General features: G+C 66.9%; 9 protein-coding genes. 6 read left to right on the forward strand and 3 right to left on the reverse strand.

Annotated features, from left to right (window positions below; genetic code table 11):
• Positions 1-131: 131 nt before the first annotated feature.
• Positions 132-1,091 carry a uroporphyrinogen decarboxylase gene (locus tag J0695_RS17260; protein ID WP_206962957.1) on the reverse strand — a complete coding sequence of 320 codons (960 nt, stop codon included), beginning with the start codon at positions 1,089-1,091 and terminating at the stop codon, positions 132-134.
• A gap of 68 nt (positions 1,092-1,159) precedes the next feature.
• On the opposite strand from J0695_RS17260, the gene J0695_RS17265 reads away from it, so the two are divergent.
• From J0695_RS17265 to J0695_RS17290, 6 genes are all read left to right on the forward strand, one after another.
• Positions 1,160-1,810, forward strand: coding sequence for a DUF3000 domain-containing protein (locus tag J0695_RS17265; protein WP_206962958.1), 651 nt, complete (start codon positions 1,160-1,162; stop codon positions 1,808-1,810).
• A gap of 175 nt (positions 1,811-1,985) precedes the next feature.
• Positions 1,986-2,648 (forward strand): response regulator transcription factor, encoded by a 663-nt coding sequence (locus J0695_RS17270; protein WP_206962959.1) that lies wholly within the window; start codon positions 1,986-1,988, stop codon positions 2,646-2,648.
• A 78-nt stretch (positions 2,649-2,726) separates the two neighbouring features.
• On the forward strand, positions 2,727-4,010 hold the full coding sequence (locus J0695_RS17275; RefSeq protein ID WP_206962960.1) for an HRDC domain-containing protein: 1,284 nt from the start codon (positions 2,727-2,729) through the stop codon (positions 4,008-4,010).
• A gap of 200 nt (positions 4,011-4,210) precedes the next feature.
• On the forward strand, positions 4,211-5,437 hold the full coding sequence (locus tag J0695_RS17280; protein WP_206962961.1) for a thiolase family protein: 1,227 nt from the start codon (positions 4,211-4,213) through the stop codon (positions 5,435-5,437).
• Positions 5,434-7,590: a 3-hydroxyacyl-CoA dehydrogenase NAD-binding domain-containing protein gene (locus tag J0695_RS17285; protein WP_206962962.1), complete on the forward strand. Its 2,157-nt coding sequence runs from the start codon at positions 5,434-5,436 to the stop codon at positions 7,588-7,590. Before J0695_RS17280 ends, J0695_RS17285 begins: the two co-directional genes overlap by 4 nt.
• 76 nt (positions 7,591-7,666) lie before the next feature.
• The gene (locus J0695_RS17290; protein WP_206962963.1) at positions 7,667-8,569 is read left to right on the forward strand and encodes an endonuclease/exonuclease/phosphatase family protein; all 903 of its coding nucleotides are present in this window, start codon (positions 7,667-7,669) and stop codon (positions 8,567-8,569) included.
• On the opposite strand, the gene J0695_RS17295 is transcribed toward J0695_RS17290, so the two are convergent.
• A complete protein-coding gene (locus J0695_RS17295) occupies positions 8,553-9,992 on the reverse strand; it encodes a hypothetical protein (RefSeq protein WP_206962964.1) in 1,440 nt (479 codons plus the stop codon). The two genes, J0695_RS17290 and J0695_RS17295, sit on opposite strands and share 17 nt — an antisense overlap.
• Positions 9,985-13,734, reverse strand: coding sequence for a bifunctional glycosyltransferase/CDP-glycerol:glycerophosphate glycerophosphotransferase (locus J0695_RS17300; RefSeq protein ID WP_307798664.1), 3,750 nt, complete (start codon positions 13,732-13,734; stop codon positions 9,985-9,987). The genes J0695_RS17295 and J0695_RS17300 overlap by 8 nt, the downstream gene beginning before the upstream one ends.
• Positions 13,735-13,989 lie beyond the last annotated feature (255 nt).

The raw sequence follows: 13,989 nt of genomic DNA on the forward strand, positions 1-13,989 counted from the left end.
CTCCCCGGTATGGGACCCGATCCTGGTGGCGGCCCGCAAGGCGACAGCGGCAGTCAATTCAAGCAATGCAAGCCCGTCCGCCGATTGAGGACCGGGGGGCCGGGGGCGGGGCCCCCGGGGCGGGGGCCCGCTCAGCGCGCGGTCTGGGCGTGTACGTACTCCACGAGCCGCGTCAGCGCCACCGGATCCATGTTCGGCATGACCCCGTGCCCAAGATTGAAGACGTGCCCCTCAAGCCCCGCAGCCGCGTCCAGCACCTCACGCGTCTTCGCCTCGACAACCTCCGTCGGAGCAAAAAGAACAGCCGGGTCCAGGTTCCCCTGGAGCGCCTTGCCGGGCCCGACCCGGCGAGCCGCCTCGTCCAGCGGCACGCGCCAGTCGACGCCCACCACATCGGCCCCCGCCTCGCCCATCAGCCCGAGAAGCTCACCGGTGCCGATGCCGAAGTGGATGCGCGGNNCGGCGCTCGCGCCCGCCTCGATCTGGATCTTGAGGAAGGCGGAGGTGATCTCCGCGAGACGGTCGAGCAGGTCGGCCCAGAGCTGCGGGTCGCCGTACATCAGCGCCTTGGTGTGCTCGTGGTTGCGTGAAGGACCGCCCTCCACGAGGTAGCTCGCGAGAGTGAAAGGTGCGCCCGCGAATCCGATGAGCGGAGTGGAGCCGAGTTCGGCGGTCAACAGTCCGATCGCCTCGGTGACGTACCAGACGTCTTCCGGGGTCAGATCCCGCAGCCGGTCCAGATCGGCGCGCGTACGGATCGGATCCGCGATGACGGGCCCGACCCCCGGCTTGATGTCGAGGTCGATGCCGATGGCCTTCAGCGGGACCACGATGTCGCTGTAGTAGACCGCCGCGTCCACGTTGTGCCTGCGTACGGGCTGCATGGTGATCTCGGCGACGAGCTCGGGACGCGTGCAGGAGTCGAGCATCGCGATGCCCTCGCGCACCTTGAGGTACTCGGGAAGCGAGCGCCCTGCCTGCCTCATGAACCAGACCGGCGTGTGCTCCACAGGCTCCCGCCTGCAGGCCTTCATGAAGACCGAGTCGTACGTCTTGCTCTGCTGGCCCTGGGGGCGGTCGTTGGCGCTCACGTCCAGAAGTTTCGCATGACGGGTGTCCCTCCCCGTGCGAAGCCCCCGTTCCGCCTAGTCTTCCCCGCATGGCTGCGGCTCAAGGACGATTTTCAGATGGCGCTGATGGTTCGGACGGCGCGGACGGGGACCCCGTTCCGCCCGCTTTTCAGCGGGCGGTCGATGCTCTGCAGTCGGCGCGGTTGCGTCCGGAGGTGGAGATCGACCCGACGAAGCCGCCCAAACGGCTCGCGCCGCACGCCTATGCCCTGGAGGCGGCGGTCGTCCAGGACGATCTCGATCTGGCCGACGGCCGGCTCGTGCTCCTCCACGACCCGGCGGGGCACGAAGCCTGGCAGGGCACCTTCCGCCTGGTCACGCTCGTACGCGCGGAGCTGGAGCCGGAGATGGCCGCGGACCCCCTCCTGCCCGAGGTCTGCTGGTCCTGGCTGACCGGGGCGCTGGAGGCGCGCGGTCTGTCGTACGGGGAGGCGAGCGGCACGGTCACCCGTGCCGGGTCGCACTACTTCGGCGGGCTCTCGGAGCGCAGGCCCGCGACGCAGATCGAGATCCGGGCGTCCTGGACCCCGCGCGAGGGTATGGGCGGGGTGCCCGACGCCGCCTCCCATCTGGCTTCCTGGTGCGACCTGCTCTGTCAGATCGGTGGCCTGCCGCCGGCCGGTCCGATGGACACCGGAGTGGTGTCGCTGCCGCAGCGGCGCGGTCCGCAGACCCTGTGAAGACTGCCCGTATCCCTCCCGCTCCCTCCCGCATCCCCTCGAACAATCGCGCGCGCGTCCGAATTGCCGGAATTGTTACTCACCAAATCGTGATCTTTCTCTAAAGCCTGGGCCAATTGGTGCCGAAGAGGTCAGTGACCCATCAAGCACCCCACTCTTCTCCCCAGGAGGCCTGGTGTCCGTTCTCCTCGAGCAGCCCGCAAGCCTGGTCGCCTACCGCCCGAACAAGCCGACGGCCATGGTCGTCGTGGCCGACCCTCGCGTGCGCTCCACCGTCACCCGCCACCTGTGGGCCCTCGGAGTACGTGATGTGATCGAGGCTTCGTCCATCGCGGAGGCACGTCCCCGCGTCAGCAGCCCGCGCGACATCTGCGTTGCCGACGTCCACCTGCCCGACGGTTCCGGGCTGACCCTGCTGTCCGAAACCCGAGCCGCGGGGTGGCCGAACGGCCTGGCCCTCTCCGCAGCCGACGACATCGGCGCCGTACGCAATGCCCTCGCGGGCGGCGTGAAGGGCTACGTAGTCACCGGCACCCGTACAAATGTCGGGCACCCGACCCGCCCGGGCGCCGCACCCATCGGCGCCAACGCCGCCCGTCTGCACCGCCGCCCCCCGGGCGCCCCGAGCCACCCGGGCGGTTACCGCGAGCTGTCGGGCCGTGAGGTCGAGGTGCTCCGCCTCGTCGCCGAAGGCCAGTCCAACAAGGCCATCGGCGTCTCCATGGGGCTCTCCGCCCTGACCGTCAAGAGTCACCTGGCCCGCATCGCGCGCAAGCTCGGCACGGGCGACCGCGCCGGCATGGTCGCGGTGGCTCTCCGTACCGGAATCATTCACTGACCGGTTTACACCCCCTCAGGGCCCGTCGACGGATCGTTCCGTCGACGGGCCCTGTGCATACACAGATACCCTTGACAGGTGACCGACGCCCAAGAGACCGCAGCAGAGACAGCACTGCGCACCACGGGGGGCGCTCCCCCCGACGACGTCGATTCGGCGCCGATTCCTTTGTTGGAGCCCCGCGAGGGCATTCCGCAGGTGGTCGCGACCGATGAAGCGCTCGCCGAAGTGATCGCGGCCTTCGCCGCGGGCACGGGTCCCGTCGCCGTCGACGCCGAACGTGCGTCCGGATATCGCTACGGGCAGCGCGCCTATCTAGTCCAGCTCCGCCGCGAGGGCGCGGGCTCCGCACTGATCGATCCGGTCGGCTGCCCCGACCTGTCGGGGCTCGGCGACGTCATCGCGGATGCCGAGTGGGTGCTCCACGCGGCGACCCAGGATCTTCCGTGTCTGCGCGAAATAGGCATGGTCCCGACCCGGATCTTCGACACCGAGCTGGCCGGGAGGCTCGCCGGGTTCCCGCGGGTCGGCCTCGGCGCGATGGTCGAGAACGTGCTGGGTTACGCCCTGGAGAAGGGCCATTCCGCCGTCGACTGGTCGACCCGCCCGCTGCCCGACCCCTGGCTGCGCTACGCCGCCCTCGACGTGGAACTCCTCGTCGACCTGCGCGATGCGCTGGAGAAGGAGCTGGACCGGCAGGGCAAGCTGGAGTGGGCCCTGGAGGAGTTCGACGCGATCGCCTCCGCGCCGCCCGCGGCCCCGCGCAAGGACCCCTGGCGCCGTACATCCGGGATGCACAAGGTGCGACGACGCCGTCAGATGGCCGTCGTCCGGGAGCTGTGGACCGTACGGGACACGGTGGCCCAGCGCCGGGACGTCTCCCCGGGCAAGGTCCTCGGTGACGGCGCGATCGTGGAGGCGGCCCTGGCGCTGCCCCTCGATGTGACCGCGCTGACGGCGCTGCCCGGGTTCGGCCACCGCATGGGCCGGCGCGCGCTGGACCAGTGGCAGTCCGCGGTCGACCGCGCCAAGGCGCTGCCGGACAACGAGCTTCCGCAGCCGGGTACGCAGGTGGCGGGTCCGCCGCCGCCGCGCGCCTGGGCCGACAAGGACCCGGCGGCGGCGGCCCGGCTCGCTGCGGCGCGTACGGCGGTCTCGGCCCTGGCCGAGGAACTGAACATGCCGCAGGAGAACCTGATGACGCCGGACACGGTGCGCAGGGTGTGCTGGGAGCCGCCGAGGGACCGTTCCGAGGAAAAGATCTCGGCCGTTCTTTCCGGGCTCGGTGCACGGCGGTGGCAGATCGAGCAGGTCGCACCGCTGCTGGTGACGGCGCTCCAGGACGGACCGGCTCAGAGCTGAGGGTGACCGGGGCCGCGGCGGATGCCGCGGCCCCGGCTTCATTTCCGGGGTGCTCCGGGATGTTCCGGGGTGTGACCTTCGCCGCTCCTGCCGCAGAGGGTGGGCAGTCTGGTTACCCGTGGGTAGCATGACCGTATGCGGAACACGATCCGTCGTGCCCGCAGCAGCAGTGCCATCCCGCACCCTGGAGGAGAGCCATCGTGCCTCGTACCATCCGGGACGTCGTCTTCGTCGACGGCGTCCGCACCCCGTTCGGCAAGGCGGGCCCGAAGGGCATCTACCACGAGACCCGGGCCGACGATCTCGTCGTGAAGGCGATCCGGGAGCTGCTGCGACGCAACCCGGAACTCGACCCCGCGAAGATCGACGAGGTGGCCATCGCCGCCACCACCCAGATCGGTGACCAGGGCCTGACGCTCGGCCGGACCGCGGGCATCCTCGCCGGTCTGCCGCAGTCCGTACCCGGCTACTCCATCGACCGCATGTGCGCGGGCGCGCTGACCGCCGTGACGGCGACCGCGGGCTCCATCGCCTTCGGTGCGTACGACGCCGTCATCGCCGGTGGCGTCGAGCACATGGGCCGCCACCCCATGGGCGAGGGCGTCGACCCGAACCCGCGGTTCGTGAGCGAGAAGCTCGTCGACGAGTCCGCCCTGTTCATGGGCATGACCGCCGAGAACCTGCACGACCGCTACCCCACCATCACCAAGCAGCGCGCCGACGAGTACGCCGTGCGCTCGCAGGAGAAGGCGGCGAAGGCGTACGCGAACGGGAAGATCCAGCAGGACCTGGTCCCGATCTCGGTGCGCAACACCAATGCCGAGGTGGGCGAGACCGGCTGGGGCCTGGTCACCGCCGACGAGCCGATGCGTCCGGGGACGACCCTGGACAACCTCGCCGGGCTGAAGACGCCGTTCCGTACGCACGGACGCGTCACCGCGGGCAACGCCGCCGGTCTCAACGACGGCGCGACCGCCTCGATCCTCGCCTCCGAGGACTTCGCCCGCGAGAACAACCTCCCGGTGAAGATGCGCCTCGTGTCCTACGCGTATGTGGGCGTCGAGCCGGAGGTCATGGGCTACGGCCCGATCCCGGCCACCGAGAAGGCGCTGGCCAAGGCCGGCCTGTCGATCGAGGACATCAACCTCTTCGAGATCAACGAGGCCTTCGCGGTCCAGGTGCTCGCGTTCCTGGAGCACTACGGCATCGCGGACGACGACGCGCGCGTCAACCAGTACGGCGGCGCCATCGCCTACGGCCACCCCCTCGCCTCCTCCGGTGTGCGTCTGATGACGCAGCTGGCGCGGCAGTTCGAGGAGCAGCCCGAGGTCCGCTACGGCCTGACCACGATGTGTGTCGGCTTCGGCATGGGCGCCACGGTCATCTGGGAGAACCCGCACCACAAGGACGCCGGAGGCGACAAGTGAGCACCACCACCGCTGAGCTTCTGAAGGGCGCGGCCGAGCTGTTCCCCGGTGAGGTCGTCACGTCGGCGCACGTACGCCACCTCGATCTGCCGGCAGTGCCCAATAGCGGCTCCGCCGCGGGCGCGGGCAAGTTCGCGCTCATCACGCTGGACAACGGCTTCGACCACACCAAGCCGACCACCTTCGGCCCCGGTTCGCTCGCGAACCTGGACCTCGCCATCGACCAGGTGGAGAAGGAGGCGGCCGAGGGCACGATCGTCGGTGTCGGTATCACCGGCAAGCCGTTCATCTTCGCCGTCGGCGCCGACCTCAAGGGCGTCGAGCTCCTCAAGAACCACGACGACGCGCTGGCCATCGGCAAGGGCGGCCATGAGGTCTTCAAGCGGCTCTCGGGCCTGGCCGTGCCGACCTTCGCGTACTACAACGGTGCCGCGATGGGCGGCGGTGTCGAGGTCGGTCTGCACTGCTCGTACCGCACGGTCTCCAAGGCGCTGCCGGCCTTCTCGCTGCCCGAGGTCTTCCTCGGCCTGGTCCCCGGCTGGGGCGGCTGCGCCCTGCTGCCGAACCTGATCGGCGCGGAGCGCGCGGTCTCGGTCATCATCGAGAACTCGCTCAGCCAGAACCGTCAGCTCAAGGGCAAGCAGGTCTTCGAGCTCGGGATCGCCGACGCGCTCTTCGAGGGCGCGGACTTCCTGGAGCAGTCGCTGATCTGGACGGCGAACGTCCTCAAGGGCGACGTGAAGGTCGAGCGCCCCGAGGTCGACCGCGGCGAGGCCTGGGACCAGGCCGTCGCCAAGGGCCGTGTCATCGCCGACTCCAAGGTGCACGGCGCCGCCCCGGCCGCGTACCGCGCGCTCGACATCATCGCTGCCGCCAAGAGCGGTGACCTGCAGGCGGGCTTCGACGCCGAGGACCAGGCCCTCGCGGACCTGATCATGGGCGGGGAACTCCGCAGCGGTATCTACGCGTTCAACCTCGTACAGAAGCGCGCCAAGCGCCCGGCGGGTGCGCCGGACAAGAACCTGGCGCGTCCGGTGACGAAGGTGGGCGTCGTGGGCGCGGGCCTGATGGCCTCGCAGCTCGCGCTGCTCTTCCTGCGCCGCCTTGAGGTCCCGGTCGTCCTCACGGACATCGACCAGGCGCGGGTCGACAAGGGTGTGGGCTACGTCCACGCCGAGATCGACAAGCTCCTCGGCAAGCACCGCATCAACCAGGACAAGGCCAACCGCCTGAAGGCCCTGGTCACCGGTGTGCTGGACAAGGCCGAGGGCTTCTCCGACGCCGACTTCATCATCGAGGCCGTCTTCGAGGAGATCGGCGTCAAGCAGCAGGTGTTCGCGGAGGTCGAGGCGGTCGCCCCGGCGCACGCGATCCTCGCCACCAACACCTCGTCCCTCTCGATCACCGAGATGGCGTCGAAGCTGAAGAACCCCGAGCGGGTCGTCGGCTTCCACTTCTTCAACCCGGTCGCGATCCTCCCGCTCCTGGAGATCGTCCGCGGCGAGCAGACCGACGACGCCGCGCTCGCCACGGCGTTCGCTGTCGCGCGGAAGCTGAAGAAGACGGCGGTCCTGGTGAAGGACGCTCCGGCGTTCGTCGTCAACCGCATCCTGACCCGCTTCATGGGCGAGATCCAGAACGTCATCGACGAGGGCACCCCGGTGGAGGTCGCCGAGAAGGCGGTCGAGCCGCTGGGCCTGCCGATGTCGCCGCTGGTGCTTCTGGAGCTGGTCGGTCCGGCGATCGGTCTGCACGTCTCGGAGACCCTGAACCGCGCCTTCCCCGACCGCTTCACGGTCTCGGAGAACCTGGCCGCCGTGGTCAAGGCGGGCAAGCGCGGCTTCTACGTCTATGACAGCGGCAAGCCGGAGCTGGACCCGGAGGTCGCGGCGCTGCTCAAGCAGGGCGACACCGTACTGACCGAGGAGCAGACTCGTGACCGCGTCCTGGACGCGGTGGCGCAGGAGATCGGCCTGATGCTGGCCGAGGGTGTCGTGGCCGAGGCCCAGGACATCGACCTCTGCCTGATCACGGGCGCGGGCTGGCCCTTCCACCTCGGCGGGATCACCCCGTACCTGGACCGCGAGGGCGTCTCGCAGCGGGTGAACGGGAAGCCGTTCCTGGCGCAGGGCCTGGCGAGCGTTCCGGCGTAACATCGACCTACTTACGTTGTACGGGCCGTATGAGTTCGACTCTCATACGGCCCGTACGCCTGTTCAAGGAGGGTTGATGCGCCGACATACCGGCCTCAACATGCTGCGCCCGCGTAACTGGACTCGACGCACGGCCATTCCGCTGATGTGCGTTGTCGTTGTCGCGGTCGCACTGCTCTCCATCCACCATCCCACGCAGAAGATCACGGGGCGACAACTGCGCATAGCCACCTGGAACATGTGCGACATCAAGCCGTGGGGGTGCCCGAACACCGGCAGCAATCTGCAGAAAGTGATGGAGCTGAAACGGCTCGCCACCGTCGATGGCGCGCAGGTGATCCTCGTCCAGGAGACCTGCTCCTCGGACCTCGAGCGGGCTCGAAAAGGGCTGGGGCATGGCTGGAGCAGTGTCTTGCGCCCTTACGTGAACGCCGACAAGAACGGCAAGCGCTCCACGATGGCGTGCACCGTCGGCAATCGAGGCACGGCGGGCTTCGGGATCCTGGCCTCCACCGCATTGTCCCGGGTCTCTGAGGTGTCCTCGCCAGAACCGACGGTCGGAATGCAACGAGGCATCATCTGTGCCTCAGTCGCCGCGCAGAACCTTCGGGTGTGCAATGCCCACCTCACCCTGCCCGGCAGTGATCTGGCACACCCGCACCGGGAGTACCGAGCCGACGAGTTGAAGATCCTCGTGAAAGCAGCGGCGGGCGACCGGACCGTTTTCGGCGGAGACTTCAACAGCACCCCGCCGGACCCCGGCGACCCTGGGAGCTGGATCTGGCCGCAGGAAACCTACAGTCGTTACCGTGAGTGCGACCAGAAGGACAAGAACTCCCGCAGCGGCAGGACCACACACAAGACCGGCCACAAACTGGACTACCTATTCACCGCACTGCCGCGCACTGGATGCACCGTGCGCAACACAGGGGCCTCGGACCACCGCGCGCTGATCATGCAAATCAAAATCTCGGACTGAAGTACCCCTGCGGAGCAGGTTCGGCATAGGCGTTCACCACGGTGAACGCGACGGCGGCCGGGGACGTCTTGTTGCCTGTCGCATCCACTGCGACAGCCTCGACAACATGCTCCCCCTCGTTCCAGGCCCAGCCCGAATCCCATCCCCAACTGCCGTCGACCGCCACGCCGCTCACTCCCAGGCTCACACCGCGCTCCCAGAACTCCACATGTACGGAGCCTGGGGCGAAGCCCATGAAACCCACGACAGGTCCCTGTACGTGCTGGCCCTGCGACGGCATCGTGAACGTCGGCTGAAGCGTTCCTTCCACCACGTCGAAGGCGACCTCAGTACGGCCGGAATGCTGGCCGGCCGCGTTCACCGCGAAGAGCCTCACCACATGCTGACCCATGCCCCAGGGACGAGCCGGTGACCAAGTCCAGCTTCCGTCGGCGGCGACGTCCGGCGAGGCGATGAACTTGCCGTTCTCCCACAGGCTGACCCGCTCGGCGCCGGGTGCGGAGCCCATGAACGTGACGGCACCGCCGGGCACTTGCTGGCCGGCGGTCGGTACCGACACCACCGGGGCGGGGAACGACAACTGCACCTTGGACGTGGCCGCGAGGTAGTTGTTGATACCAGTCTTGTCGACGTCGGGCTGCTCATAGCCGTTGCGGACGAATCCCAACCTCGGGGCAAGGCCATCGATGAGGAAGTTCAGGATGCCCATGAGCAGCGGGACATTCCGCCTGGTCACGTCGGTGTGGCCGGTGATGAGGGGTGATTCACTGAAGATGAAATTGAAGTTCGCGTACCCGTCGAACAACGGGAGGAAGGGACCTATCTGATCCGCATACTGCTCGTCCTGCGGCGACGAGAGCATGTAAATATTGGCACCGCGATTTGCTCCCTGGCGCACCAGGTCGGGAAGAATCGAGTCGAGGATACCGACGTTGCCGTCCGTGACCTCACCCATCATGAACTCCGCAACGGAGGGAATCGACAACACATAGGTGCCGATCCTGAACTGGGGGACGACGGAAACAATATTGCGGAATCCATACTTGAGCCCGAAGTGCAGTGCGGCACTGCCGCCCTTCGAACCACCCCACATCGTCACGTCGTTCGGGGTCAAGCCAAGGGAGCCCATCACGTTCGATATCAGTGCGATAACAGAGTTCTCCAGCGAGAAATCCATTCCCTTGCACAAATAATAACTGTTCTTCGTGTCGAACAGATCGCGAATCCAGAGAACATTCGAACGAAGAGTGTCGAAGACGCCGTTCGACCAGCCATATTCGTCAGGTGCGCTAAAATTGGCGAACACCACCACCAAATGGCGGTTTCCGTTCTTGGCGTGAGCGAATTTGTATTCCACCGGATAATTTCCGGAAGTTTCAATGCCGTTGAGCGTGGGACGCTCGCCTGTCTTTCCTTTAGGCACGCGCTGAATCCATTCTCACCGGTTGCTGCGGAATCTGAACGAGAAGCCGATCTGGCTGCGAGATCGTCTGGCTGGCGACACCGTTCATGCCGCCGGCGGTCGGCTCCGGCGCCCGTCCAGGGCCGAGGTCGCCACCGGCCACCAGGATGCGATCGGTCAGCCTCGCGGCGGCGTACCCGTCGTCGAGGTCGCAGAACTCTCCCTGGAACCACCGGTACCGATCGGCGTATCCATCCTGGATACGGTCGACGTCGCGGATCGCGGAGACCAGCGCGGCGGACTCGAAGAGCAGCGGCCCCGGAGCGCTCTGCTCGAAATCGAAGTAGAAGCCTCGCAGAGTGTCCCGGTAGTGGTCCAGGTCGTAGGTGAAGAACAGGATCGGGCGCCCTGTGTTGACGAAGTCGAACATCAGGGACGAATAGTCAGTGATCATCACGTCGGTGATCAGTGACAGATCGGCCATGTCCGGGTAGTCGGAGACATCGAAGACAAAGCCGTCGCCCGCCCCCGGCACGGCATCCACCACGTTCGGGTGGCGCCGCACCATCAGCACGTGGTCGGCGCCCAGCCGCGCCCGGGCGTCCTCGAGGTCGATCCTGAAGTCGAGCTTGTACTTGCCCGGTGCGTAGAACTGGTCGTCACGCCAGGTGGGGGCGTACATGATGATGCGTTTGCCCGGCGGCAGGCCGATCCGCCGACGGATCTCCGCCGCCCGGCTCTCCATGCCGGGGCGGCGCAGGATGTCGTTGCGGGGATAACCGCTTTCAACCATTTCGCCGGGGAACTGGAAGGCCCGCTTGAGGATAGGGGTGGAGAAGCTGTTGGGGGACACCAACATGTCCCAGTTCTGCACCTCCTTCTCGACGCGCTCCAAGTACCGTTTGTCCGCGAAATGCACTGCCTCGATGTCGTGCCCGATGCGCTTGAGCGGAGTGCCGTGCCAGGTCTGTACGACGATCTGGCCCTCACGCTTCTGGAACCAGTCCGGCAGGTGATTGTTGACGACGACGTAGTGCGCGGTCCCGAGCGCCTCGTACCACTCGGGCGACCACATACGGACCGGACGGGCGGTGGGCGGGACCTCGACCTGGTCGTCACGCACCACCCAGAGATGCTCGACCGGCACGCCCCGACTCACCATTTCCTCGTGCAGCGCGCGCGGGCTGTCCGAGTACTGGGTTCCCTTGAAGGCGTCGAAAAGGACGGTCTGCTTGATCGGCCTGTTCCGGGCCTCCGGGTAGACCTTGGTCCGCATCAGCTTCTGCCGGTACGGCCCGCGGGCCTCGTCCGGCATGGCCGAGTGGACCAGGAGCGAGAGCCGGTCGTAGGCCTCGGCCTGCAGTTCGTAGCGCCGTTCGTTGATACTCACTTCGGCCGGGAACGACGAGATCAGACTCTGCTCGATCTTGATCATGAGGTCTTCGGAACGGTCCTCCCCTGCGCAGGCCGACGGATCCTGCCTGCGGAGGAAGAAGTCCCAGCGGCCGGCGGCCAGCGGGATGTCCCCGGCCAGATTCCTCATGGCCGCCGGGGTGACGGCGAAGCGGAATTCGTCGCCGTACCAGCGGATCGGGACGACACGCTCGGCACCATGGGCCCTGGAGCGCACGACGATGTGCGCGGCGTCGTACTCGACCTCGCTGAGTACGCCCTCCGCCGCGTACTTGGCAACGATCTCCAGCGAGCCGTCCTCCAGCCAGGTGGCCGAATGCGCCAGCGGCAGGGTGGCTCGCTCGAACAGCACCACGTATCCGGAGCCGTTGCGGTGTACGAAGACCTCGCGATCACCGGTGTCGCTCTGCAGAGCCTCCGGTACCCGGTAATGGCCGTCGGTGGCCTCCTCCGCCATGACCGGGTAGATCGCCGCCGCACGGCCCTCGACATGGAAGGTGGTCTTCCACCCGTTGCTTCCCATGCTCCACGACTGCGGGACCCCGCTGTCGGCGCCCCCGCGCTGACTGGGGACGAGCGCGCTCAGGGGTACGCGGGTGCTGAAACTGCACCAGCCCTCGCCGCCGGGCTTGAAGTGGACCCAGGAGTCATGCCGCCCGGCGCCACCCATGCTGGTGATGCGGAACTTGCCCCACTCGGGCACCTGGGGCCCGAGGTAGACCCCGCCGAGTTCCAGGTGGTCTCCGATGATGCGGTGCCGGGTGATACGGCAGCGGACTTTCTCCACACGGAGCTTGAGCTTCCCCTGGAGAAAGAGCGGAACCACTCGGGTGTTCTTGTCGACGTACCGATAGGGCGGATTGGCCGCACTGTCCGAGCTGCCTCGCCCCACGCCCTTGTAGCGGAAGAGACCGCGGCTGAGGACACCGGCCGCAACGTCCCAGGTGCCCTCGACCCACTCACCCTTCCGCTTGAGCCGGGTGGTGTCGAAGCGCACCTGAATACCGGACCAGTCATAACAGTAACGATTCTGCTGAGAGCTCTCCGTCGCCTGCGGGTAATAAGTGGTCTTCGCCTTGGCTACGACCGTCCTGCCCAACTTCTTGTTGCGCACCGCGATGGCCTTCATCGACATGTGCCGCTTGTGCACGTTGATGAAGCGGACATACGCGGAACCCTCGATGGTCAGCCACTCGGAGTTCCAGTACGCGTTCGTCAGCGAGCTGTGGAGTGAGAGTTCCTTGTCGAGCCGGTAGGCGCTCTTGTCGAGGCCCACCGACCGGTCACCGAGATAGGGGTAGTTGAGGTAGCGGTGCAGCCGCCGCCGGACGGGCAGCGGTCCGCCCTTGCGCTCGAATTCGAGGACATCGAGCAGCTCGTCCAGCCTGCCTTCGCGCACGAGCAGCCACTTGACGCGGGCTTCAGCGGGCAGTTCGTCGACGATGTCGTCGTCCGCCTCGTCCAGGAACTCGTTCGCCCACCGCATGAAGGCGTCCCGGTAATCCTCGTCGGCGTCCGGCAGCACCTTCAGGTGCAGCATCAGGTCCGATTTCAGACAGGCGAGGTCATACTTCCGCTTGTGGTCGACATAGGACTTGGAGCGGTGTCCCGCAAGGAAGCGGCTGACCGACTGCACCGCGGCGACCCGGTCCTCGAGGTTGCTGAACTCGGTGTGCCGCTGGGTGATCGACGGAGCGGCACCACCCTCGCGCCGACGCCAGAAGTAGACGATATCGGTGAGGGTGTCGACCTTGGTGGCCCGGAAGTGGGCGAACATGTTGACCCAGGAGTCCTCATACATGACTCCCTCGGGGAACGCGATGTAGTGGTAGTCCCAGAAGGACCGCCGGAACAGCTTGTTCCACACCGTGCGGTCGTAGATCAGGGCGGGAAGCCTCGTGATGTGCGTTCCCCGTCTGTTCTTCTCCATCGGCGTCTTGTGCAGAGGGGACTGCCACTTCTTGGTGGAGTTCATCATCTGCACATTGCCGGACACGAAGTCGGAACCGGAGCCCTCGAGCGTCTGGACGAGCAACTCGTAGGCGTACTCGGGGATGACGTCGTCCCCGTCGACGAACGCGAGGAATTCGGCGTCAGGGTGAGCGGCGCGAATGCCGACGTTCCTGGCGTGCCCCGGCCCCATCGACTCCTGCCGCAGGAGCCGGAACCGCGGGTCGCGGCGAGTGAATTCCGCGGCTATCTCGGTCGAGGAGTCGGTCGAACCGTCGTCGACCATGATGACTTCGAGATCCTGGAACGTCTGCCGGGCTATGGACTCCAGGCACTCCACGAGATAGATCTCGACGTCCTGGAAGGGCACGACAACACTCAGGCGGGGCTGGCCGGCCACTCGGTGAACTCCTCGATAGTTTCCGCTTCCTCCGATGCGCGTCGGCTCGCCGCTCATGCCCTGGGCCCACCCCTGGCCGTTATCGCTCGCCGCTCCCCCGCGATCCGCAGGCCCCCCGGCCCTCGGCTGCCCGCACACTTATACGGACTTCACAGATTCTGCACAAGGTACGCCGGTTGGTCAACACCAGGCAACCTTCTGTAAACCTCTAGCTAAATGGGACATATAGCTCGGTGAAAAGGGAGGCAAACGGCA

This window comes from Streptomyces beijiangensis (assembly GCF_017315755.1).
Lineage (GTDB): Bacteria > Actinomycetota > Actinomycetes > Streptomycetales > Streptomycetaceae > Streptomyces > Streptomyces beijiangensis.

Bases quoted from the DNA above. Each gene is read 5' to 3' on its own strand.
- J0695_RS17265 (WP_206962958.1), top strand. From the start codon at position 1,160: ATGGCTGCGGCTCAAGGACGATTTTCAGATGGCGCTGATGGTTCGGAC.
- J0695_RS17290 (WP_206962963.1), top strand. From the start codon at position 7,667: ATGCGCCGACATACCGGCCTCAACATGCTGCGCCCGCGTAACTGGACT.